Annotated in this window: 20 protein-coding genes and 1 tRNA gene; 10 read left to right on the top strand and 11 right to left on the bottom strand. The window is 35.9% G+C overall.

All coding sequences use genetic code 11. The annotated features are described in order from the left end of the window. The first annotated feature begins 1 nt into the window (after nucleotide 1). From BBBE_RS05040 to BBBE_RS05030, 3 genes are read left to right on the top strand one after another with little or no spacing between them, the layout of a single operon-like run. On the top strand, nucleotides 2-931 hold the full coding sequence (locus BBBE_RS05040) for an ABC transporter permease (RefSeq protein ID WP_010701474.1): 930 nt from the start codon (nucleotides 2-4) through the stop codon (nucleotides 929-931). Further along, complete coding sequence (locus BBBE_RS05035; protein ID WP_010701473.1) at nucleotides 924-1,808, top strand: ABC transporter ATP-binding protein; 885 nt, start codon at nucleotides 924-926, stop codon at nucleotides 1,806-1,808. Before BBBE_RS05040 ends, BBBE_RS05035 begins: the two co-directional genes overlap by 8 nt. Next, the gene (locus BBBE_RS05030) at nucleotides 1,795-2,577 is read left to right on the top strand and encodes an ABC transporter ATP-binding protein (RefSeq protein WP_010701472.1); all 783 of its coding nucleotides are present in this window, start codon (nucleotides 1,795-1,797) and stop codon (nucleotides 2,575-2,577) included. The genes BBBE_RS05035 and BBBE_RS05030 overlap by 14 nt, the downstream gene beginning before the upstream one ends. A gap of 271 nt (nucleotides 2,578-2,848) precedes the next feature. Here BBBE_RS05030 and BBBE_RS05025 read toward each other — a convergent pair. Next, nucleotides 2,849-2,925 (bottom strand) — tRNA-Met (locus tag BBBE_RS05025). Between the two features lie 167 nt (nucleotides 2,926-3,092). Here BBBE_RS05025 and BBBE_RS05020 point away from each other — a divergent pair. Then, nucleotides 3,093-4,049: a Gfo/Idh/MocA family protein gene (locus BBBE_RS05020; RefSeq protein ID WP_010701471.1), complete on the top strand. Its 957-nt coding sequence runs from the start codon at nucleotides 3,093-3,095 to the stop codon at nucleotides 4,047-4,049. Between the two features lie 46 nt (nucleotides 4,050-4,095). Further along, complete coding sequence (locus BBBE_RS05015) at nucleotides 4,096-5,214, top strand: DegT/DnrJ/EryC1/StrS family aminotransferase (protein ID WP_010701470.1); 1,119 nt, start codon at nucleotides 4,096-4,098, stop codon at nucleotides 5,212-5,214. 340 nt (nucleotides 5,215-5,554) lie between these two features. On the opposite strand, the gene BBBE_RS05010 is transcribed toward BBBE_RS05015, so the two are convergent. Together BBBE_RS05010 and BBBE_RS05005 are read right to left on the bottom strand one after the other, a co-directional pair. Continuing rightward, nucleotides 5,555-5,803: a hypothetical protein gene (locus BBBE_RS05010; protein ID WP_022708694.1), complete on the bottom strand. Its 249-nt coding sequence runs from the start codon at nucleotides 5,801-5,803 to the stop codon at nucleotides 5,555-5,557. Nucleotides 5,804-6,113: 310 nt separating this feature from the next. Further along, nucleotides 6,114-6,707: a DUF1134 domain-containing protein gene (locus tag BBBE_RS05005; protein WP_010701468.1), complete on the bottom strand. Its 594-nt coding sequence runs from the start codon at nucleotides 6,705-6,707 to the stop codon at nucleotides 6,114-6,116. 207 nt (nucleotides 6,708-6,914) lie between these two features. On the opposite strand from BBBE_RS05005, the gene chpT reads away from it, so the two are divergent. Then, nucleotides 6,915-7,553, top strand: a complete 639-nt coding sequence (gene chpT, locus BBBE_RS05000; RefSeq protein WP_010701467.1) for a histidine phosphotransferase ChpT — start codon at nucleotides 6,915-6,917, stop codon at nucleotides 7,551-7,553. A gap of 179 nt (nucleotides 7,554-7,732) precedes the next feature. On the opposite strand, the gene ctrA is transcribed toward chpT, so the two are convergent. Then, nucleotides 7,733-8,434 carry a response regulator transcription factor CtrA gene (gene ctrA / locus BBBE_RS04995; RefSeq protein ID WP_010701466.1) on the bottom strand — a complete coding sequence of 234 codons (702 nt, stop codon included), beginning with the start codon at nucleotides 8,432-8,434 and terminating at the stop codon, nucleotides 7,733-7,735. Nucleotides 8,435-9,016: 582 nt separating this feature from the next. On the opposite strand from ctrA, the gene BBBE_RS04990 reads away from it, so the two are divergent. Then, entirely contained in the window at nucleotides 9,017-9,367 is a 351-nt protein-coding gene (locus BBBE_RS04990) for a hypothetical protein (protein ID WP_010701465.1), read from the top strand. A gap of 166 nt (nucleotides 9,368-9,533) precedes the next feature. Here BBBE_RS04990 and sciP read toward each other — a convergent pair whose 3' ends face one another. After that, nucleotides 9,534-9,809: a CtrA inhibitor SciP gene (sciP, locus tag BBBE_RS04985; protein ID WP_010701464.1), complete on the bottom strand. Its 276-nt coding sequence runs from the start codon at nucleotides 9,807-9,809 to the stop codon at nucleotides 9,534-9,536. 351 nt (nucleotides 9,810-10,160) lie between these two features. Here sciP and mnmA point away from each other — a divergent pair, with 351 nt between their 5' ends. Further along, nucleotides 10,161-11,390 carry a tRNA 2-thiouridine(34) synthase MnmA gene (gene mnmA / locus BBBE_RS04975; RefSeq protein WP_010701463.1) on the top strand — a complete coding sequence of 410 codons (1,230 nt, stop codon included), beginning with the start codon at nucleotides 10,161-10,163 and terminating at the stop codon, nucleotides 11,388-11,390. Nucleotides 11,391-11,442: 52 nt separating this feature from the next. On the opposite strand, the gene BBBE_RS04970 is transcribed toward mnmA, so the two are convergent. Then, nucleotides 11,443-12,258: a TrmH family RNA methyltransferase gene (locus BBBE_RS04970; protein ID WP_010701462.1), complete on the bottom strand. Its 816-nt coding sequence runs from the start codon at nucleotides 12,256-12,258 to the stop codon at nucleotides 11,443-11,445. An 854-nt stretch (nucleotides 12,259-13,112) separates the two neighbouring features. Here BBBE_RS04970 and BBBE_RS04960 point away from each other — a divergent pair. After that, nucleotides 13,113-14,021 (top strand): cation diffusion facilitator family transporter, encoded by a 909-nt coding sequence (locus BBBE_RS04960; RefSeq protein WP_010701461.1) that lies wholly within the window; start codon nucleotides 13,113-13,115, stop codon nucleotides 14,019-14,021. Nucleotides 14,022-14,299: 278 nt separating this feature from the next. Here BBBE_RS04960 and BBBE_RS04955 read toward each other — a convergent pair whose 3' ends face one another. Continuing rightward, entirely contained in the window at nucleotides 14,300-15,196 is an 897-nt protein-coding gene (locus BBBE_RS04955; RefSeq protein WP_010701460.1) for a metallophosphoesterase family protein, read from the bottom strand. Nucleotides 15,197-15,454: 258 nt separating this feature from the next. Here BBBE_RS04955 and BBBE_RS04950 point away from each other — a divergent pair, with 258 nt between their 5' ends. Further along, nucleotides 15,455-16,006 carry a GNAT family N-acetyltransferase gene (locus BBBE_RS04950; RefSeq protein WP_010701459.1) on the top strand — a complete coding sequence of 184 codons (552 nt, stop codon included), beginning with the start codon at nucleotides 15,455-15,457 and terminating at the stop codon, nucleotides 16,004-16,006. A gap of 65 nt (nucleotides 16,007-16,071) precedes the next feature. Here BBBE_RS04950 and BBBE_RS04945 read toward each other — a convergent pair whose 3' ends face one another. The 4 genes from BBBE_RS04945 to BBBE_RS04930 are packed head-to-tail and all read right to left on the bottom strand — an operon-like array spanning nucleotide 16,072 to nucleotide 22,908. Beyond that, nucleotides 16,072-18,168 (bottom strand): glutamine amidotransferase, encoded by a 2,097-nt coding sequence (locus tag BBBE_RS04945; protein ID WP_010701458.1) that lies wholly within the window; start codon nucleotides 18,166-18,168, stop codon nucleotides 16,072-16,074. Continuing rightward, nucleotides 18,165-20,969, bottom strand: coding sequence for a DUF4159 domain-containing protein (locus BBBE_RS04940; protein ID WP_010701457.1), 2,805 nt, complete (start codon nucleotides 20,967-20,969; stop codon nucleotides 18,165-18,167). Before BBBE_RS04940 ends, BBBE_RS04945 begins: the two co-directional genes overlap by 4 nt. Beyond that, nucleotides 20,966-21,877 (bottom strand): DUF58 domain-containing protein, encoded by a 912-nt coding sequence (locus tag BBBE_RS04935; protein WP_010701456.1) that lies wholly within the window; start codon nucleotides 21,875-21,877, stop codon nucleotides 20,966-20,968. The genes BBBE_RS04940 and BBBE_RS04935 overlap by 4 nt, the downstream gene beginning before the upstream one ends. Further along, nucleotides 21,877-22,908: an AAA family ATPase gene (locus BBBE_RS04930; protein WP_010701455.1), complete on the bottom strand. Its 1,032-nt coding sequence runs from the start codon at nucleotides 22,906-22,908 to the stop codon at nucleotides 21,877-21,879. Before BBBE_RS04930 ends, BBBE_RS04935 begins: the two co-directional genes overlap by 1 nt. Nucleotides 22,909-23,108 lie beyond the last annotated feature (200 nt).

Genomic DNA, 23,108 nt, shown 5'->3' with positions numbered 1-23,108 from the left:
TATGACAATGACTAATCATAATAATCCACGATCGTCATTTTCTTTGAGTTATTGGTTGAAAAGATCTGTTTCACAGTCAACAATCCAGGCAAATATACAAAAAATTTATTACTCATTAACTATTTTTTTTAGTAATTTTTCAGCTGTATTGGGATTGGCTATTATCCTTGTTATTCTTTTTTGTGCGATTTTTGCACCTTGGGTTGCTACTTATGATATTGCCAGCAATGATCTTGCTCATCGATTACAACCACCGTCTATGCTACATTATTTGGGGACTGATGAGTTGGGACGTGATATTTTTAGTCGATTAATTTTTGGGGCACGTATTACTCTTTATATTGTTTTTTTAACAACAATTATTGTAGGTCCGATAGGGCTGATTGTAGGCACTGTATCTGGCTATATAGGGGGGTGTGTTGATACGGTTTTGATGCGTATTGTAGATATTTTTCTTGCTTTCCCAAGTTTGATTTTAGCACTTGCTTTTTCAGCAGCTTTAGGGCCTGGTATTGAAAATGCGGCAATCGCAATTTCAATGGCATCATGGCCACCAATAGCACGTTTAGCACGCGCAGAAACTTTGACTATACGTTCATCTGATTATGTAGCAGCAGTTTTTCTACAAGGTGCATCAATGTGGCGAATTATTTTTTTTCATATAGCACCGATGTGTATTCCTTCAGTAATTGTACGGTTAACATTAAATATGTCTGCGATTATTTTAACAGCTGCTGGTCTTGGTTTTTTGGGATTGGGTGCTCAACCACCAACTCCTGAATGGGGCGTTATGCTTTCGACTGGTCGTGAATTTATGATGACAAGTTGGTGGTTGGCGGTGGTACCAGGTTGTGCAATATTGCTTACAAGTCTTGCCTTCAATCTTTTAGGTGATGGGCTTCGTGATATATTGGATCCACGCAATGGATAAAAAATTATTAGAGATAAAAGATTTACGTATTTCATTTCCTACTACGCGTGGTATGTTAGACGTTGTACGTGGCGTTAGTTTTTCTGTAGGAAAAGAAAAAATTGGAATTGTTGGAGAATCTGGATCAGGAAAATCAACAACTGGACGTGCAGTCTTAAAACTAAATCCAAGATCAGCAATTATCAAAGCTCAAAAAATGTGCTTCAGCGAGGTAGATTTATTATCTGCCAGTGAACATCAGATGCGCTCTATTCGGGGAGGACGTATTTCAATGATTTTACAAGATCCCAAATATTCGCTTAATCCATTAATGCGAATCGGAAATCAAATCATGGAAGCTTACCGGATTCATTATCGTGTTTCAAAGATGGAGGCGTGGGAGAGAACGATTTCTGTATTGGAATCTGTTCATATTCGTGATCCTGAGCGTATTATGCGGTTATTTCCTCATGAAATATCAGGTGGAATGGGGCAACGTGTTATGATTGCCATGATGCTTATTCCTAAGCCTGATTTGATTATTGCAGATGAGCCAACATCTGCACTTGATGTAACTGTGAGATGTCAGGTTTTAGCCATATTGGATGAGCTTGTAGCAAAGTCTGGAGCAGGACTGATTTTCATTAGTCATGATTTAAATCTGATTGCTGATTTTTGTGATCGTGTTTTGGTGATGTATGCTGGTCGTATATTGGAAGAATTGCCTGCACGTGATTTATCTCGTGCATGTCATCCTTATACTAAAGTTCTTTTAGAAAGTTTACCACGCCTTGATAAGCCAGTTAATGTTTTATCGGTCCCTGAGCGGAACCCTGATTGGTTACATGGTCCAACAATTGTTAATGGGGTTGAAGGAACTTACCATGACCAATTGTAAAAATATTATTGATGTTTTTGATTTGTCTGTAACCTTTGGGCGTGGGCACAAGGCAATAGAGGTTGTTAAAGAAGTTAATTTTCATATTAAACGTGGTGAATCTTATGGTTTGATTGGTGAATCAGGATGTGGAAAATCAACCATTTTGAATGCATTAGTTGGGCTTATTCCCGATTATAGGGGGCATTTTATCTTCGATGGAAAGGAAGTATTAAAGAAAAAAAGTAAAACTTTTTTACGTCGTATTCAAATGGTCTTTCAAGATCCTTATGCTTCACTTCATCCAAGAAAGATGGTGCATACGGTTCTTTCGGAATCTCTTACGATCCATGACATGGATAATCACAAGACAAGGGTGCACGATATTTTGAATTCTGTCGGTTTAGATTCTTCATTTCTTTATCGTTATCCACATGAGTTATCAGGAGGGCAGCGTCAACGTATTGCTCTTGCACGTGCTTTGATTATTGAGCCGGAAGTTTTGTTGCTAGATGAGCCAACATCTGCATTGGATGTATCTGTGCAAGCTGAAATTTTGAATTTATTGAAGTCACTACGAGAAGAAAAGCAATTAACCTATTTGATGGTATCTCATGACCTTCCTGTTGTTGCTCATATATGTGAACGTATTGGAATTATGCATCAAGGGGTTATTTTGGAAGAGTTAAGTAATAGTGATTTGCGTCATTTGCGTGCGCGGCATGATTATACAAAAATGTTTCTTAAAGCGAGTACTCGGCCCATTTCTTATAATGAAGAAAAAACATAATTGGCTTTACAGGAAATGGAAAGGAGGGTGGTCTTTATTTTAGATCTTTTGTACTAAAATAAAAAAATTTTTTTACCTTTCGATTTTTTATACTTTTAGTATAAAATATTTTATAAATATGGGTTTGATACTTAAAATTTTAACAGGATAATCGCGTGCTGATTTACAAGCTTTACTATTATCCTTCTCTAAAAGTTGTTTATGATTATCTAATAGAATTAGTCAAAAACCAATAGTACAGAATTCTTTTTAGAAGTATACAAAAAAGAACTGGTAGCGGAGGAGGGATTCGAACCCCCGACACAAGGATTATGATTCCTCTGCTCTAACCTACTGAGCTACTCCGCCAAAATAGAAAGATATTATGAAACAATTTTATCTCTGGCGGATATAAGAGGTAGAATAGTAAGATGTCAAGCATCGTTTTTAAGCTTTTCTCTTGTCATTCTATTTCATCCCCGATATGGAATGAACGTAAATATAATTTTCATAAGTTAGCAGAATAAGGTGTAAAAATGACACCACGTGTAGCGGTTTTAGGATGCGGTTATTGGGGTGGAAATCATATACGAACACTCCAAAGTCTTGGGGCTTTAGCAGCAGTTTCTGATATTGATTCTGATCGGGCTATGAGTTTTGCAAAGGCATATAACGTTGAAGCTATAGCACCTGATGAACTTTTTGTTCATACCGATATCGATGCGATTGTGTTAGCACTCCCTCCACAATTTCATACAGACAATGCGCTACGTGCTCTAAAAAATGGTAAAGATGTTTTGGTTGAAAAACCAATTGCTTTAAATATGGCTGATGCTAAGCACCAAGTTCAGGTGGCTAGTGAATACGGGCGGATTTTTATGGTAGGCCATGTTTTACGTTTTCACCCTGTTTTTGAAAAAATATGTAAATTAGTGGTAAATAAAGAATTGGGAGATGTGCGTTATATTTATTCTCATCGATTAGGTTTTGGAAAATTTCATATGCAAAGTGATGCCCTATGGGATCTTGCTCCTCATGATATTTCAATGATTTTAGCTTTGACAGGGTGTGAACCTTCTGAAGTTCGCGGAGAGGGTGCTGCAGTGATTGACCAACTTTCTGATTTTGCACATATTCATATGACGTTTCCAAATGGTATACATAGTCATCTTTTTACTTCACGCCTTAGTCCTTATCGTGAAAGGCGTTTAACAGTTGTTGGTACAAAAGCTATGCTTGTATTTGATGATATGGAACCATGGAGCCGTAAATTAGCGTTTCGTCACTTTTCTGTTTGGCAGGAGAATAAAGAGTGGGCTTTTCATGCTGATGAATTAAATTACATTGATATTTGTGAAGGTTTACCGCTTACTTATGAGTTGCAACATTTTCTTCATTGTATTGAAACGCGTCAAACACCTCGTACGAATGGTGATGATGCTCTTGCTGTTTTACGAACTTTAATCGCTGCTAATATTGATCATCGGAGATGAAAAATAAAAGTATTTTCATATTTTTGTAGTTATCAATGGAGTTAATATGCAATTTATCGACCTTGGAGCGCAACGCACGCGTATTGAAAAGAAAATTAATGCCGCAATTGCGCGTGTGGTGGCCAGTGGTCAGTATGTTTTAGGGCCGCAAGTAACAGAGTTTGAAGAACGATTGGCGGATTATCTTGGCGTTAAACATGTGGTTGCATGTGCCAATGGAACTGATGCATTGATGATGCCCCTTATGGCTAAAAATATTGGTCCAGGTGATGCTGTTTTTTGTCCCAGCTTTACGTTTTCTGCAACAGCTGAGGTTGTTGCTTTAGTAGGAGCAAAACCTGTTTTTGTGGATGTTTTGCCAAACACATTCAATATTGACGTTGATAAACTTGGTGAAGCAATCGAAATGATAAAAAAAGAGGGAAAATTCAAACCAAAAGCAATTATTTCTGTCGATTTGTTTGGACTACCTGCTGATTATACAAAAATTTCTGCAATAGCTACGAGAGAAAATCTTTTTGTTATTGAAGATACTGCTCAAGCAATAGGTGGTAAAATAGGTAATGTTATGTGCGGAGCTTTTGGTGATGTTGCAGCAACAAGCTTTTATCCAGCAAAACCACTAGGGTGTTATGGTGACGGAGGCGCTATGATGACCAATGATGATGGTTTGGCAGCACTTTTACGTTCGATTTTGTTTCATGGTAAAGGTAAAACGCAATATGATAATGTTCGTATTGGTTTAAATTCACGGTTGGATACAATTCAAGCTGCAATTTTACTAGAAAAACTTACAATCATTGAAGACGAGATGGAAAAACGTGTAGCAATTGCTCAGCGTTATTCTGATGGTTTAAAGGATATTGTGATAGTCCCAGAAGTAGGAGAGGATATTCGTTCTGCTTATGCGCAATACACTATTAAAGTGGAAAATCGCGATCAATTAAAGATGTATTTACAAAAAAACGGCATTCCTACAATGGTTTATTATAATACTCCATTGCATTTACAACCAGCTTATAAACATTTTCCCTATGTGAAGGATTCTCTTTGCTTTTCTGAAGCTTTAGCAGATTGTGTTTTAAGTTTGCCTATGCATCCTTATTTATCACAAAGTGATCAGGATATGATTATTCAACACATAAAAAATTTTTATCATTCTTAAGAAGATATTTGCTCCCTTAAAACTAGTTATTACATTCTCTTGTTTTTTTGAATGCATCGTTTTTAAAGAGAATTTTTTACGCTATAATTTTATAAAAATTATAATTATATGAAAATGTCTTATTAATAAGGGCTTTTAAAAAAGACGAGATGATTATCGTTTGAATAGTAATACTTTATAGAATCAATATAAAAAGCCAAGAAGAAATAGAATTTTAAAATTATTCAAAATGAATATTGATTTATAATTCAGTTGTTACTATGATTATAAGCTGCTTCAGAAATTTCTTAACACAAATTGTTAACTAATTGTTTTTAAAGACAGTTTATGTAGGAAATGTTTATTTAGTATGGGCTATTTTTTTACGAATACAAGATGCAAGATCACTTTTATTTTTAGAATTTTTTATCAATGTATTGATGGGGGAATCTTTACCTTCTTTTAAAGCTATTTGGGCAGCTAATGTAGCTGCTAATTCTTTTATTTCTTTACGCAATTCATTGAGGAGTTGATTGCTAGAATCACTGTTAAGATCATCAATTTGAATCTTTAATAAGCGTTGTTGATAATCTTGTATTTTTTTATGCATAGCGTTAGTTTCCATTATAATAAGAGATTTATCACAAAAATATGCTACTTGTTTATTGTGTTAGCTCCTGTTTTAGGAAAGGGATATGGACCTCACTATATAAGTAGAGGCCAATTAATAAAATTGTTTTTTACTTGATTGAATTGAATTTTTATCTTTGAAAAATCGTATTTTATTATTGTATATCAATTTTATAGAACATTTAACCCAACAAAACACTCCGTTTCCCTAACTCGGAAACGGTAGAAATGCCAAGAATAAAAGAAGACTTGATTAAATTAGCATAATTTCTTTTTTCAATAGCAATTGTTTAAAACGGGTTCCATGTTGGCATGGGTGTTAATTTTAAATATCCCATATTAATGCCGAGACGCGCACCAACTCCTGTACGTACTGGAATCAATAAAGTATTATTACGTTTAAGAGCGTGAAAACCAACTCCTGCAATTAAATAAGCTGAACCTGAAATACCACCATAGCGTCCCCATAAAGTGTTTATATCATTGAGATCATAAATTAGAATCATTAAACGGGAGCCTTGACCACCAAAGTCCCACCCTACAGAAGGACCTTGCCAAAAGACTTTATGTTGACCATAATTTTTAGTAAAGATTTGCCCTTCACCATAAGTTAATCCAGCAAAAAAAGCACCGGAAGCTTCTTCTCCTAAAATATAAGCGTTTGGAAGACCGTATCGCGAAAAGATATTTTCAATTGCAGTTGCTAAATTATTTGTAGTTTGTCCAAAAAAATTATGGCCAGAAGCAATAATTTCTTGCATTGAATAATATTTATTTTTACTCATTGGTTGAAGTTCAGCATTTGCAGAACCTACCGTTACAAATAAAAGAGCTATCAAAAGTGCAATATTTGTAGTCCAGCGTGATAAAAAAGAGAGAGTCATGGGATTTTCTTTTTAGTTGTCATAATAAAAGGATATTAAAGTTTTTATTCAATTTAAATAGAAAATAAGGCATAAAACTGTTTAAATTCTTAAATTTGTCTCATAAAATTTAAACGGTTATTTAAATTTTCACTTATGTACTGAATGTTAAAATTTCTAGCATAAAATGAGTCTTAAATTTTTAAGTTCGGGAGTTATTAATAAATTATGACGTCAGCTGTTTCTTTGAAGTTTGCCGATCTTACTGCGCTGCTTTGTAGCCGTATTTGCCATGATTTAATTTCACCTATTGGTGCCATTCAAAATGCGATGGAACTTTATGATGAAGGAGGAGTTGAGGAAGATGCTTTGCAATTGGTACGTTCGTCTGTCTCAAAAGCTTCTGCATGCTTACAGTTTTGCCGATTAGCTTTTGGTACTGCGGGGTCAGTAGATAGTCAGATCGACACTCGTTTTGCTGAGCAGATCGCTCAACAGTATATGGCAGAAGAAAAGGCAATTTTGAAATGGCAAGCTCCTGCTTTGCTTCTACCAAAAAATGAAGTTAAGCTTTTACTTAATTTATTATTAATTGCAAATGCAACCATTTCCCGTGATGGTGAAATAGTTGTGACGATTGTACAAGATATAAATACACGCTTTTTCCGGTTCGAAATTTGCGGTCAAGTTTTACGTATTCCCACTCGTTTTACTGAATTATACAATAAAAAAAAACCGAAAGAAACAATTGATGCTCACACAATTCAATTCTATTATACAGTGTTACTTGCTGAGATGACAACTATGACAATAAATATATATGAAACTGATGGTCATGTTATTTTAGAAAGCACAAAGAAACTTTAAGTAAAACTTCTTTATACTATTAAAAAATACCCTAAATCCTGTGGGTTAATAATGACTTTGATTTATTTTAACCCACAAGCATTTTTTTGTGTAAAAGAAACCTCATGTAAAATTTATTAAAAAAAAACGAAAACTTCACACCTAACATTCCAAAATTATGTTTATGGGTCTTAAACTATTTAAGCGGTTTTACGTATATTTTCTTCAACTGGATCACGTAATACATAGCCACGTCCCCAAACTGTGTCGATATAATTAACTCCCGAGGATACAGCATCTAATTTCTTACGCAGTTTGCAGATGAAAACATCAATAATTTTAAGCTCTGGTTCATCCATCCCACCGTAAAGGTGATTGAGAAACATTTCTTTGGTGAGCGTGGTTCCTTTGCGTAGGGAAAGAAGCTCTAGCATTTGATATTCTTTACCAGTCAAATGAACGGGACGTCCAGCAATCTCAACTGTTTTATTGTCAAGATTAACAGTAAGATCACCTGTGACAATAACTGATTGTGCATGGCCTTTAGAACGACGCACAACAGCGTGAATACGGGCGATTAACTCATCTTTATGGAAAGGCTTAGTCATATAATCATCAGCCCCAAAACCAAAACCACGCACTTTATCTTCAATGCTACTCATACCTGAAAGAATAAGAATGGGGGTTTTTATTTTTGCTAATCGTAGAGTCCGCAAAACATCATAACCTGACATATCAGGTAAATTTAAATCAAGCAAAATAATATCATAATCATAAAGCTTGCCTAAATCGACACCTTCTTCACCTAAATCAGTAATATAGACATTAAAATTTCCTGATTTTAGCATCAATTCGATACTTTGAGAGGTTGTTTTGTCATCTTCAATTAATAATACGCGCATTTTAAAATTCCTCGTTTTGCTCCCTCCGAATCAAATGGAGCTTTTTATTTATACAACTGGTAGAACTACCATTGATAAAGAAATCATGAAATCAAACACTTAATTATTGAAGTGTTTGTGAGTAATGCAGTGGTACGCGTAACAATCACCACTGTTTTCTCCCCACTATCTGAAATAATGGTTAACAAAATATTTTTATTTTTGGAAGAGGTTAATAAAATTATTTTATAAGAATTTTACTTTTCTTAATTAAGCAGAAAAATTAACTACCTATTTTATTAATTTTTTACTTAAAAAAACTCTTATAATAGATTATTAAAATTATTTTTATTCAAAATTATGATGTTTATTTATTATGTTTTAAGTTTCTTTGATTTTATAATAGAAATGAAAAATGAATAAGTCATTGATGTTTTTTTGTGAACATATTGTGTTTATTAAGTGTTTAAAAAAAGGCAAAAGAGAGTTATTTTTCAACTTAAAAAGGATGGTTTACTTTTCTTGTTGAAAGGATGGTGCTAGAAGTTTGTATCAGAGGGGAAATGTGCGTTTTGTGTTAGCGTAATCAAGGAGTAGCAAGTAATGAAGCCACGGCAGAGTATGGTAAGATTAAAAATGTTTCAAGTACGCGAGAAGCGTCGTGAAATTGCACAGCTTGAAATAATGATCAAAGAATTTAAACAAATGGTGCTAGAGCTAGAAGCGCAAATTGCCAGTGAAGAACGTAAATCTGGAAATGATGATATTTATCATTTTGCTTATTCAACTATTGCTCGTGCAGCGCGCAAACGGCAAGATAATTTAACAGATTCAATTCGTGATTTACAGCGTCAGAAAGAAAATGCTGAGATCACTTTACATGAAGTTGAAACGGAATTGCAACGTATACAATTTCTTGAAGTGCGAGAAAATAAGAAAGCAGTGGGTGAGTGATGGTTATGTTTTTATCAATCTGCTGTCTTGCTCTATAATTGAATAATACAGACTGTGGATTTTTTATAAATTTTTGTTTGTGGGCTATAATAGAAAACAGCCAGATTAAAAGAAGATCTGGCTGTTTTTAAATATAGCGCTCGAAAATCTACATTATCAATAGCAATTAATACCTGTATTGTTGGATTTTTGTTGTTCGTAATCCAGCTAAGCCGTGTTCATCAATCGAACTTTGCCATGAGAGAAATTCTTCTACAGTCAAAGTATAGCGTTGACACGCCTCATCAAGACTTAACAATCCACCTCTGACAGCTGCAACAACTTCAGCTTTACGGCGGATAACCCAGCGCCTTGTTGTTGGGGATGGTAGGTCGGTGATTGTAAGTGGACTGCCATCCGGACCAATCACATATTTTATTTGTGTTTTTATTGAATCGGTCATTGTATTCTCTACTTTTGTTCAAGGACCTGAAGTGCTTATAAAGCGTGAGCTTTAAAAAAGAACTAAACACGTTGAAAAAAAATTAATGAAATAGATTCAAATGCAAAAGGATGGATAAAAAATAATAAAACAGTATATTATAATGTTTTCTATAAAGTTTTTTATTTCAAAAAATGCAAAAAATCTGGTTTCTTTGTTTTTTATCCATTTCCTTTACGTTTTGAATCACTTCTTTAAAAATCTAATACTATTAGTTGTAGGAAGGATAAAAAAACAATATAAAGAGATAATGGATAGTGTGTATATGAAATATTCACTCACTAACGCATATTTTAAGTAGAGAATGAGTATATGTCTTTAAATAGTCTTGATTTACCAGGACAGCCAGGAAACTCTCGTATTGTTGTTGCAATGTCTGGAGGGGTTGATTCGTCTGTTGTGGCAGGCCTCTTAAAAAAAGAAGGTTATGATGTAGTTGGCATTACATTGCAACTTTATGATCATGGTGTTGCAACGCATCGTGTGGGGGCGTGTTGTGCGGGACAAGATATTGAAGATGCGCGTCGTATAGCAGAAACATTAGAGATACCTCATTATGTTCTTGATTATGAAGAACGATTTCGCGAGGCTGTAATTGATCCTTTTACAGAAAGCTACACACATGGAGAAACACCTGTTCCATGTGTGGCTTGCAATCAAACTGTTAAATTTTCTGATTTATTAGTAACTGCACGCCAATTAGGTGCAGATGCTTTGGCAACAGGTCATTATATTCGCAGCCGTTCTCGTGGTGCGCACCGAGCATTGTTTCGCCCTCTTGATACTGATCGTGATCAGAGTTATTTTCTTTTTGCCACAACGCAGGAGCAAATTGATTATTTGCGTTTTCCACTTGGAGATCTTCCAAAAGTACGTGTTCGTGAAATAGCCGCAGAAATGGGTTTTGTTGTTGCCGATAAGCATGATAGCCAAGATATTTGTTTTGTTCCGCAAGGAAAATATTCTGATGTTATCACAAAATTGCGTCCAGAATCCACAAATCCTGGAATTATTATGCATATCAATGGGCAGGTTTTGGGCGAACACTCAGGAATTATCAATTATACTGTTGGTCAACGTCGCGGCATTGGTGTTGCAACTGGTGAGGCACTTTATGTGGTTCATCTTGACGCGGAAAATGCGCGCGTTATTGTTGGTCCGCGTGAGATGTTAGAAACGCATAAACTCTTTTTGCGTGATGTAAATTGGCTCGGTGATGAGAAATTAGAAAATTTTCCTCCTAATGGTATTGATGTGGTGGTCAAAATTCGTTCAACACGTCCTCCACGTCCAGCTCGTTTGTATTATCAAAAGGGTGTCTTTTCCGTTGATTTATTAGAAAGCGAGAGTGGGGTTGCTCCTGGGCAGGCCTGTGTTTTTTATAATGAAAATAGTAATGAGGCGCGTGTCCTTGGGGGTGGGTTTATTACACATTCAGAACGTTCTGCAGGTGCTGAGGCAATGTTGAAGAAAGTTTTGCATAATTTAGAAACAAAAACTATTACTTTCCCTCAGACGAAAGAAGCTATTGCGTGCAAATAAAATAGGGAAGCTGATAAAGGTTGTGTATTTATAACTAAAAGTGTTCTCACTTTTAGTTGAGTTTATCAAAATCAGCAAAATGTGCTAATGCAATGCCCGATGCTGTTGCAACATTGAGGCTATCGAAACCATAAGCCATGGGAATGCGTAAGGTTTCTGATTTTTGCAAAATATGAGTTGGTAAACCATCACCTTCCGCTCCCAAAATAATTGCAGTGCGTTTTGTTGATTTTGCTTCTTTGAGATAGCGCGGAGCAGAAGGAGAAAGGGCATAAAGGTGAAAATCCGCATCATTTAAAGCTTCAATAATGCTATCAATGTTAGCACCTTGTGTATAAGGTATTTTTAGCGCAGCACCAACGGAAACTCTGATTGCTTTTCGATATAGTGGATCGCATGAAGTTTTATCAACAATAATGCCATTACTAGCAAAAGCGGCCGCATTGCGAAAAATGGCTCCCATATTATCATGATTAGAAATGCCACATAAAACTGGAATCAAAGCTTTTTCTGGAATATTTTGTAAGAACTTTTTTAATGATGGTAAAGTTTTACGTTTACCAATACCGAGCATACCACGGTGAACATGAAAACCAGCAATATCATCCATGACTTTTTGTGGAACGCAATAAATGGGGCAGGTTGGCTTTGTTGCTTTTAAAATGGGCATAATTCCAAGAAGACGTGCTGCGACAATAAGTAATGACAAAGCAGAAAAATCTTTTGAATGTAGCAATGCTGACAATACTACTTTACCTTCGGCAATAAATTGATGTTGTCGTCCAACGAGATCTTTTTCACGAATATTACGATAAGCTTCCAAGCGTGGGTCATCAGTTTCGTGGATTGTGGTGATATTCAGAGTCATGTGGAGCTTCTAACATTATTTTTTCTAAATCACCAGCATAGTGAATACTGTCTTCGTTATTGAATGGGTAAAAAAGATGAATTATTTTTTAAATTTAAAGTAGAATATATATTGACATTGTACAACCTTAGGTATAAAACATGAATACCGAATGCAGCACACGAGAGTGTTTTATTCGGGTACAGGATCTTAGGTCCCCGCTATTTTCTAAGACTGTAGTCCCTTTTTAGGGGAAAAGAATCTGGGTCCCCAATGCCCAGATTCTTTTTTTTATGGAATGGCATTTATAAAAAACTTTTTCCGTTGCTAAAAATGATTTTTAGGTTGCAAGCATATAGACCACAAAATAAAAATTTTGATGAGTATTCTGTCAGTTTACGATTATTTTTTGATGGAGTTATTTATAGCAATCATAAGACTTCGATATATTTAGGAATAAAATCACAACAGAAATATTAATTGGCTTTTTTGTGCTTTATACAGTAATGTTATGATAAATAAAAATGGCAATAAGAAATACATAAGCATAAAGTGTGTTTGAGAAGATTGTTTCTCAATTATAAGGTAGCAAGAACGTTAAATCTACTCAATAAGCAATTATAACGGTTGAGTTGATACATATTTGACTCTCTTGAGAGTTGTATTTTCTTTTATGGAAGAAATTCAAGCCGTTGTAGTTGATATAGTATGATTTGTTGTGCGACGATTGTTGCGCAAATAATAAGTCTGCAATAATTGTTTTATTTTATCCTGACGCCATTTGATATTGAGAAAATATTGGAAGACATACCGGTATGTTATAGGTATGCAACTCAAAATGTTGTGACTCATTTAACGAAGAATGGTGTGTGGTTATGAGTACAAAAATAAAGATACAAAAATTAACACTATGGTCTATTTTAGTGGCTTGTATCGTTTTTACTTTGAAATATTGGGCTTATCAGATTACCGGTTCGGTTGCACTGTATTCTGATGCTTTGGAATCAATTGTAAATATAATTGCTGCATTAGCGGCATGGTGGGCTGTTAAAATAAGTTTAAAGCCAGCTGATCAAAATCATCCTTTTGGGCATCATAAGGCAGAATATTTTTCTGCTATTCTTGAAGGTATATTGATTATTGTTGCGGCAATTATGATTTTAAGAAAAGCGTTGTTCTCTTTTTCAACCGTTGAATTACCGCAGCAACCTGGAATATGGATTGGTATTAATCTTTCAGTCTGTATCATAAATTATTTATGGGGTTTGCTTCTTATTCGACAAGGGAAAATTCATCATTCACCGGCTCTTAAGGCTGATGGAGCACATGTAATGATGGATGTTTTTACCTCCTTTGGTATTTTAATAGGGCTCGTTACTGCTTTCGTAAGTGGATGGGCTGTTTTAGATCCGATTTTGGCAATCATTGTTGCTATTCATATTTTTGTGCAAGGTTGGAAAGTGATTCATAATTCTGTTCAAGGGTTAATGGATGTTGGAGTTGAATTAAATGAAACCATGCAGATTAGTGATCTTATTTTAGCAAATGCGTGTGGTGCTATTGAAATACATGATTTACGGACGCGTGTTGCTGGTAGGGTTATTTTTATAGAGTTTCATTTAGTTGTACCAACTATGATGCAGGTGGGAGAAGCGCATCAGATTTGTAATAAAATTGAGGAAGCGCTTAAAGTAGAATTTGAAAATGCACGCATTACTATTCATATAGAACCTGAAAATGAGGCCAAGTTTCTTCCTGGTACAATGACTATTCCTTTTACATAAGAGATTTTCTTTTATTTTTTCCATGAACAATGCATGATTGAATTTTTAAGTATAGAAATAGTCAATTATGGGTTATTATAAATATTTATTCTAGCAGGGATTTGCTGTAATCACGAGGTGTTATATAACAGTAACGCATCAGTAAAATATTAGATCTTATAATTGATAAGGATATCATAGTTGTTATATTGACAACTGTGAGTTTTGTAGTTGATTATAGTATTGTTTTAGAAAGTGCGAACTACAGAATATGCTTGGGATTAGTAGTTTTTAAAATGCTAAAGATCAGTTTTTTCAGTGCACGTTATTTCATTGTTTTGATTAATAATACTATAACGTTGTAATTGGCAGTACCATTGTTTATGAGAGCGCTCAATAGCAAACAAGTTGAAATTAGCGGGTGTTTTTTTGTTTCCAAAGGCTTGTGATGCAGAAGAAACACCGACAATAGGAATTTTTTTCATTGTTCCTTCAATGAAGTTTAATGTAGGTAAATGGGTATGGCCATGGAGAATAAGTTCGCAGCCGTGGTGTTTTATAACGTCTAGAAATTTTTCTATACCCCATAATTTTTTGTACCAAGAAGTTGCATTGCGAAAGGGGGGATGGTGTATCATCACGATACGGAACAGATCACATGCTGCAGCTTCATTTAAAAGTTGAGATAAAGTCTGTGCTTGCATTTTATCAAAATAACCGGCGGCTTGGAAAAATGGTGTAGCAATAGCTGAAGAAGCACTGATAATGGCTATGTTATCACGAACGCGCATATAAGGAAAAGCATTATTTTGAGGAAGATCACCTGTGATCCAGGGTTGAAAGGCGACACAGGCTTTTTGAAATGCTCCGCGAACATAAGCATCATGATTACCAAGTGTTAAAGAAATATTTTTAGGATGGCCTTGTGTATGCAACCAACGGCACGCTTGTTCGAATTCTTTATCTAGAGAAAGATTGACGAGATCACCAGAGATCACAAGATGATCAGGTTTTTCTTTTTTCAGTGCATGCATTAAAGCATCTAAAGCATTGGTTGTCATTTGGCTTTTGCGTTTTTTTTGCCAATTAAAATAGCCAGTAAGGCGCTTTCCAAACAGTTCAGATAAAGAAGGTTGTGGGAGAGGTGACAGGTGCACATCCGATATATGGGCAAGATAAAACATAAATGTTAGCATAGTGCTGAAAACAATTTAAGCAATAGAAAAATGAACCGCTTTATTGTTGGAAACTATAGAGAGATATAAGGTAAAAACAGTTTTCTCAGAAAGTTTTAAGAAAACTTCAAGCATTTACGATGTTAGAAAAGAGTGCTAAAAGCGAGCATTGTTCAAGTGGGGTGGATAATGTGTGAAAAAATTAGTGATAATGAATCAAAACTTTTTAAACTAAAATAATTAGCTTTTTATTTGCATATTAATTTTTAGGAACGATCTATGGTAAACTCATCCTCTACTTCTCAATTTTGCGCTCCTTTTTCTACAGCTGATAATATGATAAGTTATGTATCTGAAACAGTTGATCATGATGTTCAAATTAAGCAAATCAATCAAGTAGTTTTTGGTCCTGGTCGTTTTGTGCGTGCAAGTTATTTACTACGAGAAGATAGTAAGCATGATCGTCAACTTTCTTTTGTTGCTTGTTTGGGAGACTATGTTATTGGTTCTGTGAGGATGACTCCTATATACATTGGTATACAAACTGCTTATCTGCTAGGTCCTCTTGTTGTTCTACCTGATCATACAAATGTTGGTATAGGTAGCAAATTAGTACGTATGGCATTACAAGCGGCAGAAAATTGCAATGTTCCTTTGGTTATTTTGATTGGGGATAAAGATTATTATGGCCGTTTCAATTTTAAAAATGTACAACATAAGCAAATACAAATGCCTGCGCCAGTGAACCCACACCGATTGCTAGTTTTGGAATTACAAAAAGATACGTTAAAAACAGCACATGGTAAAGTACATTATCGTTCATGTAGCTAATATATATTTTTTCTGTAAAATAGATTTAACTTATTTTAAAGCGATTAAAAGTCGCTTAGAATTTTTTAGTGATTTTCACGATACCACATGCTGCTGAGTAGTAAAAAGCATGTGATCAGAGCTAAAAATCCGGAAAAGATTGGAAAATAGGAAGCATTAACCAAACAAGTTTCTGTTGCTTCTTTCAAAACAATTGATTGAGTACGAGGAGATATTGATTTTGTTTTCGTTTGAATCAATTTAATAGGAGGAAGGTGAATACTATCTTTTTTCTCATGATGCAGACGTATTACGTGGCCGCCAGTATGTTGGCTGATAGGGGCTAGTTTTTCTTCTGTTGAAATTAAATCAGAAAATTCAAGACTATCAATTGCGCCTATAGGAGAAAATACCGTTTGATCACCATTGTGAATGGTAAAGATTCCTGTTTCGTCAGTATTTACAGTTCCTGTAAAAACACCTTCTTGCTCTTTTGTAAGAATGATCTTTTGTTTCTTGCCAGAGGGGAAGATTACTTCGGCTGGCTCTGGCTGCTCTTTAAGTGTTTGTCTACGAACTGTTAAATGATGATGATCATTTATAGTACTTAATCTTTCTTCTTCAAGTTCTGGCTCTTTCATAAGCCAATGAGCAATTCGACGATAAAGAGCAGCGTAAGGTCCCCCTCCTTCAAAACCTCGAGCCCACAGCCAACTTTCGTCAGAAAGCAACATGCCTACTCGACCTTTACCCATATGGGAGAGAAGCAAAAGTGGTTGCTCATCAGCTCCTTTCATAATTGGAACACTTTTGTCTGTGTTTTGAATTGCAATTTGTCGTAACCATCGCCCCCATTGAGAAGCTGGGTGGGTGGCTGTGGCAAGACCTCGCGTAACTGGATGACGTTCACCTTCTTTAGTTAAAGTAGGGCGGAAAGGCTTTTGAATAATAATACCATTGGGTAATGCTGGTAAGACACTTATTAAAGGTGTTTTAGCAAGTGACTGTTCATTAGCAAATTCAGGCCCTGTTACTATGAGTAATGCACCACCTTTTTGTACATATTGAGTAATGTAATCATAATAAATCAATGGTAACACATTAGAGTGTTGGAAACCGTCAAGAATAATGAGATCAAAATTATTGATTTCTTCAACAAATAACTGGGTTGTAGGAAAAACAACAAGTGACAATTGGCTTAAAGGTGTATTGTCTGCTTTTTCAGGGGGGCGCAAAATAGTAAAATGAACAAGATCAATATTAGAATCACTTTTTAAAAGATCACGCCATGTACGTTCACCATTATAAGGTGCACCTGAGATGAGAAGAACACGCAAGTTTTCTCTAATTCCTTCAATGACAGCAATGGCACGATTATTATCAAAGCTTAATTCATCTTCGTAAGTATCGGTTGTAGCCTGAATGATATTTTTTTCAGCATGAGGAAGAGTGATTTCAGTTTGGAAAATAGTACCAGGGGTTACAGAATAACGACCAACTTCTTGGCCATTAACGGTTATAGAAATATTTGCTTGTGCTGGTATAGATTCTTTAGGTTGGCCTTTATCTTCTACCAAGATGGAAAGTACTTGTGGTTTATTGATAAGAGCAAAGCGAGGAGGAGAAATAAACTTAATTTGTCGGTCAAATTCATTGGCTCTTCCTGTGATAAGAGCATTGATTGGTGCACTATCATGAAGTTCTGATAATTTTGGAATATCGTGCACTTGTCCATCTGTGATCAAAATTGTTCCTGCATAACGAGATGGGGGTATATCAGCTATAGCTTGTGTTAGAGCATTAAATAAATTTGTTGATGGCGCATAATGGTTTTCAGAAAGTTTTCCAGCTTCAATAAAACGCAGATCAAATTGTGGATAGCGGGATAGCTCATTTATTAATTGTACACGTGCTTTATGACTATCATGTGCACGTGTACCAAATGTTTGACTTTCGCTTTGGTCAATTACAATACCCACAGTGCTTTTAACAGGTTGACGCTGTTCTTTTATTATCATTGGATTAAGCAAAGCAAGAATAATTGAGCTTAATGCGATAAGACGCAACAAGGCTCCGGGGCGTTGCGTAATGATGCCGATAATGATAAAAAAGGTAGAAAGACCCGCTAAAAAAAGAAGCCAGGGGATGGGTAGAAGAGACTGAAAAGTGATCGATGGTATCATTGGCTTTTTTTTCTGTTAAAACTCTCTAACAATGCAGGCACATGAATCTGATCGGCCTTGTAATTGCCTGTAAGCATGTAGATGACAATATTGAGTCCTGCGCGAAATGCCCATAGGCGTTGCATAGGGTCATTGGGAATAAGTGGGTATTTCCATGTACCTTTCTCGTCTAGTGCCCAAGCACCAGCGAAGTTATTGGCAGTGATAAGAAGAGAACTAACATTATCTCCAGTGGCAATAGAGTTTTTATTTTTTTTATTTATTGATGATGATTCAACCCATAAAGGTGAACCACGATAGCGTCCAGGAAAATCAGGCATAATATAAAAAGAACGAGTAACAACATGATCAGCTGATACCGGTTCAATGGCTGGAATATTTAATCCGCTTAAAATAGCACGCAATCTTTGTGTAGCTGGGGTAGCAGTTTCTTCAAGGTTAAGGTTGGTACTTATTTGATCACGGGTGTCAAATAAAACTGTACCACCATGTTTCATAAAAGCATTTATTTTTTCAAGACTTTTTTGCGTTGGCATAGGGCTATCAGCGTCAATAGGCCAGTAAATAAGAGGATAGAAAGAAAGTTCATCTTTATCAAGATCAAGTGCTACAACAGAACCAGGCGAAAGCATTGTACGCTCTGCAATAAACTGACTGAGTGCTTCTAATCCACTTTTACTTGTTGTATCAATTTCATGATTATTAGTTACAACATAAGCAAGATGGGTGACACCAGCTGCTTGCACCATGATTTCATCATGCTTTTCCATAGTTTGTGCATGAGTGGTTGGTAGATGGGATAATAAGGTAATGAAGCTTGCTATTAATAGAAGTAGGAAGAACATATTACTTCGTCTATTAAAAAGAAAAGCTCCTCCTATCCATAAAACTAAAAAACTGTCTAGAGCTAAAAATAAGCTAGCTAGCCCTAAAAGTGGTCCAACAAGATGTTTCTCTTGTGTATCGTAAGATAACAGATCATTACCTGAGGAGGCGGGTAGTGACAATTGTTTCATTAAATTTGATGAATGATTTAATAAATTCAATGCATAAAGATTATTTTTAGAACCATAAAATCCAGGTGGGGTATCATAGGATGGAAGGGGTGGTTTTTGTACATCAATGACAAGTGGAGCGATACGGGGGGAGGGTATTTGTAGTTGACCATCAGCATTTAATGTTCGCCAAGGGCTTTGTGCAGTTATGGTCTGTGTTTGTATAGGGGCTTCTTGGTCATATGCACTAAGTGTGGTAAGTTTTTGCAACATTTGTGCAAAAAATCCAGAAAGCGGAAGATTTGACCATGTAGGATCAGGTGCAATATGGACAAAAATAAGTACGCCTTTTCCATAGTTAGCAGCTGTGAGAAGGGGGGTTCCATCAGCAAGGCTGAGCCATGTTTTTTCAAAAAGATCTGAACTTGGTTCTGCTAAGATTTGACGTGAAACAGTGACTTCTTCTGGAAAAGGAAGATCAAAGAAAAAGCTATTTTTTGCAAAAGGTGCTAATTTTTGTGGTTTTGCCCACGACATAGTACTTCCAAGATAACGTTCACCAGAACGTAATGGCACAGGTAGTAAGCTGTCATATTGTTCTGCAGAACTTAGATTCTCTCCAGCAAAACGGATAAGCACCCCCCCTTTATTCACAAAATTAGATAGCTTTTTTTCTGCTGTTTTTGACATATTAGCAATGTCACCCATAATGAAAACAGACGGATTTTGTTTGAGTAAATGATCAATATCAATTGAAAGTTCTCTTCCGCCAGCTGTTATAATCTGTGCATGTTCCTGCAATGCTTTTATGACATAGTAAAGTGGAGACAGTAAAGGCTGCACCATTTCATTAATATTTGGTGACAGAAGAGCAACACGACTTATTTGGTTACGGCTATCAATTAAAAAAGTCGCAGCAGCTTGAGCGTGGTTATCAATTTTTATCCATGCAATGTCATTACGTAATTCAAGCGGTAAGTTGAGAGGAACAAGGGCTGTTGTTTCTCCTTCATGAAAGTTTACCGTAAAACGCCCAAGAAGCTGACTTTTGAAATCATAAAGGCTTAATGTTGTCATAGACTTATCATGAGTGGCTGCACGAATAACGCGTGCTGCCATATTTCCATCGTTATTGATTATGCCTGTTATGCCAATCAAGTTAGAAATATCAGCTGAATACCATAGGAGTGTTTTAGGCTTTAATTGTTCAATGAAAGTGAAGATTTGTTTATCTTCATTTGTTTGTAAACCATCACTTAAGTAAGCAATATCAAGAGGTTTTTTGCCAGTTTTTTCAATAAGCTTTTTAAATGCTTGCACACGATTGACAGGCCAGGGGTGAGGTTGCAAATGCATTAAATGTTGCCTTGCAACTTCTACAGAAAGGGGGCCAATTTCTTGGGTGTTGTTTTCAGCTGTTGCAAGTAAATAAATATCTTTTTTATGTTTTTCTGCTTGTACAAGTAGGGATTTTGCAACGGTAATACGTTTTTTCCATTCTTCAGCAGAAGCCCACCCATTATCAATAATAAGTGCCAACGGTTGAGATCCCGAAAGAATAACAGGATTTTTGTTCCATATAGGGAGTGCTAAGGCGATAGTAATTAATGCTATTATAATGAGCCGTAGCAATAACAACCACCAAGGTGTATGGTTGGCTGTTTCTTGCTGATTAGTTCGTTTAAGCAAGAGGCGCAAAGGAGGAAAAAGCTCTTTATGAGGCGTGGAAGGTGTTGTCCGCAACAACCACCAAATAAATGGTAAGGCCAAAAGCCCGAGCAAAACTAAGGGAGCTTCAAAACTCAAAGTGCCCTCCCTGTATAAGGTACAGAGGCATTCATTCTATTTGTAAGTTGCAAGATAGTTTCTTTTAAAGGTCGGTCAGTTGTGTTTACATGGTAACTCCACCCTTGGTGTGAGCAGAAATTTATTAATTTTTCCCGTCTTTTTTGGTAGAGTTTGCAATAATGTTTACGGAAGCTTTCTGCTTTTCCTAAAAGAAGCTTTTGCTTAGTTTCAGGGTCGAAAAATTCTGTACGTCCTTTGTAGGGAAAGCTCTCTTCTGCAGGATCTGCAACTTCAATTAAATGCACATTCACTTGTTTTGCCACCAAAATTCTTAAATGTTGAATGATTTTTTCAGACTGATCAAGAAAATCGCTAATTATGATGACTTGTGAAAAGCGGTTAATAGCCGAGAAATCTGGAAATGAATTTTCAACTTGATGATTTGTTAAAGCCATTGCCATGCGTTCTGCTACATTAGATGTTATGGTGGGAGCCATTAGATCAGGAATAGCTATATATTGACCATCTCGTGCAAGAAGTGTTGCCAGTGCAAGGGAAAGAATAATCGCATAATTGCCTTTGGAAATTTTAGAAAAGCGTGAACAATAATGCATAGAAGCACTTTGATCTGGCCAAATCCAAACTGTTTGTGCTGTTTCCCATTCGCGTTCACGTAAGTAAGTGTGTTCATCACGTGCAGAACGACGCCAATCGATATGTGTTGTGGATTCTCCTTCGACATACAGACGAAATTGCCAGAAATTATCTCCATTACCACGTTTACGTTGGCTATAGTAACCAGCCATTAGTGTATTAGCAATAAGGCGTGCTTGTAAAAGAAGATGAGGCATATTTCCTACATCTTTATGCAGTTTTGCAATAAACGATAGTGGGTCTTTCTTAGAAACTTTTTTGCCAATAGCCATTAAAGAGTATCTTTCACAAGCTTAGCAATAATATCTTTGACAGCTATATTATCAGCACGTGCAGAAAAATTAAGTGCCATGCGGTGTTGTAATACAGGATAAGCTAATGCTTTAATATCGTCAAGTGAGGGGGATAAACGTCCGTGATAAAGAGCACGGGCGCGAGCACAAAGTGAAAGAGCTTGTGAAGCTCGAGGTCCAGGTCCCCAAGCAATATAAGTATTTGCAAAGGGATTGTCCTCGTTTGGACGAGCTGAACGCACTAGTTTCAAAATGGCTTCAACAATATTTTCAGAAATAGGTATTTTGCGGACGATTGTTTGAATTGTTTGTAATTTTTGGGTTGATAAAACTGGTTTTACAGTTTGGCTTTTTTGACCTGTTGTTTCTAAAATAATGCGCCGTTCCGTAGTAAGATCAGGATAATCAATATCAATTTGCATCAAAAAGCGATCAAGTTGTGCTTCAGGAAGTGGGTAGGTTCCTTCTTGTTCGAGAGGATTTTGTGTTGCAAATACATGAAAAGGTTTTGGCAAATCATAACGAGTACCGGCAATAGTGACGTGATATTCTTGCATGGCTTGCAAAAGAGCTGATTGAGTACGAGGAGAAGCACGGTTAATTTCATCTGCCATAAGAAGTTGTGCAAAAACAGGGCCTTGGATGTAACGAAAAAAGCGTTTACCGTTTTTATCTAAGTCCATAATTTCAGAACCGATAATATCTGATGGCATTAAATCTGGTGTGAATTGGATACGTTTTCCATCAAGCCCTAGAACAAGGCTTAATGTTTCAACAAGGCGTGTTTTAGCCAGCCCTGGAACACCAACAAGAAGGGCGTGCCCCCCAGCCAAAATGGCTGTTAAAGTATATTCAATCACGTGACTTTGACCGAAAATAACTTTGTCAATCGTTTTTTGTAGGGTGACTAATTTTTTATAGGCCGCATCAATATCATCAACGATCGATTTGATATCTTTATTTATATTAATCTTTTCGGTGGAATTAGATAACGTATCATCTTGACTCATATTGTTTCCTTAAAGACAGTTGTCGCAAAGTAGTGATTTCTTTTATACGATAATAAATATTGTATAATTTGTAACAGAAAATGAAGAGAAAAGAAGTATGGTAAGATGTTTTTTTTATTCGTGCACAGATGGAGAAGTGTATTAATGAAGGAGGAGTTATAGCTCATAAGAAACGTGTTACAAATTATTGTGCGATAAGA

Source organism: Bartonella bovis 91-4 (genome assembly GCF_000384965.1).
Classification (GTDB): Bacteria; Pseudomonadota; Alphaproteobacteria; order Rhizobiales; family Rhizobiaceae; genus Bartonella; species Bartonella bovis.
This window is presented reverse-complemented; position numbering and strand designations above follow the sequence as displayed.

Bases quoted from the DNA above. Each gene is read 5' to 3' on its own strand.
- BBBE_RS05040 (WP_010701474.1), top strand. From the start codon at position 2: ATGACAATGACTAATCATAATAATCCACGATCGTCATTTTCTTTGAGT.
- BBBE_RS05035 (WP_010701473.1), top strand. From the start codon at position 924: ATGGATAAAAAATTATTAGAGATAAAAGATTTACGTATTTCATTTCCT.
- BBBE_RS05030 (WP_010701472.1), top strand. From the start codon at position 1,795: ATGACCAATTGTAAAAATATTATTGATGTTTTTGATTTGTCTGTAACC.
- BBBE_RS05020 (WP_010701471.1), top strand. From the start codon at position 3,093: ATGACACCACGTGTAGCGGTTTTAGGATGCGGTTATTGGGGTGGAAAT.
- BBBE_RS05015 (WP_010701470.1), top strand. From the start codon at position 4,096: ATGCAATTTATCGACCTTGGAGCGCAACGCACGCGTATTGAAAAGAAA.
- BBBE_RS05010 (WP_022708694.1), bottom strand. From the start codon at position 5,803: ATGCATAAAAAAATACAAGATTATCAACAACGCTTATTAAAGATTCAA.
- BBBE_RS05005 (WP_010701468.1), bottom strand. From the start codon at position 6,707: ATGACTCTCTCTTTTTTATCACGCTGGACTACAAATATTGCACTTTTG.
- chpT (WP_010701467.1), top strand. From the start codon at position 6,915: ATGACGTCAGCTGTTTCTTTGAAGTTTGCCGATCTTACTGCGCTGCTT.
- ctrA (WP_010701466.1), bottom strand. From the start codon at position 8,434: ATGCGCGTATTATTAATTGAAGATGACAAAACAACCTCTCAAAGTATC.
- BBBE_RS04990 (WP_010701465.1), top strand. From the start codon at position 9,017: ATGAAGCCACGGCAGAGTATGGTAAGATTAAAAATGTTTCAAGTACGC.
- sciP (WP_010701464.1), bottom strand. From the start codon at position 9,809: ATGACCGATTCAATAAAAACACAAATAAAATATGTGATTGGTCCGGAT.
- mnmA (WP_010701463.1), top strand. From the start codon at position 10,161: ATGTCTTTAAATAGTCTTGATTTACCAGGACAGCCAGGAAACTCTCGT.
- BBBE_RS04970 (WP_010701462.1), bottom strand. From the start codon at position 12,258: ATGACTCTGAATATCACCACAATCCACGAAACTGATGACCCACGCTTG.
- BBBE_RS04960 (WP_010701461.1), top strand. From the start codon at position 13,113: ATGAGTACAAAAATAAAGATACAAAAATTAACACTATGGTCTATTTTA.
- BBBE_RS04955 (WP_010701460.1), bottom strand. From the start codon at position 15,196: ATGCTAACATTTATGTTTTATCTTGCCCATATATCGGATGTGCACCTG.
- BBBE_RS04950 (WP_010701459.1), top strand. From the start codon at position 15,455: ATGGTAAACTCATCCTCTACTTCTCAATTTTGCGCTCCTTTTTCTACA.
- BBBE_RS04945 (WP_010701458.1), bottom strand. From the start codon at position 18,168: ATGATACCATCGATCACTTTTCAGTCTCTTCTACCCATCCCCTGGCTT.
- BBBE_RS04935 (WP_010701456.1), bottom strand. From the start codon at position 21,877: ATGGCTATTGGCAAAAAAGTTTCTAAGAAAGACCCACTATCGTTTATT.
- BBBE_RS04930 (WP_010701455.1), bottom strand. From the start codon at position 22,908: ATGAGTCAAGATGATACGTTATCTAATTCCACCGAAAAGATTAATATA.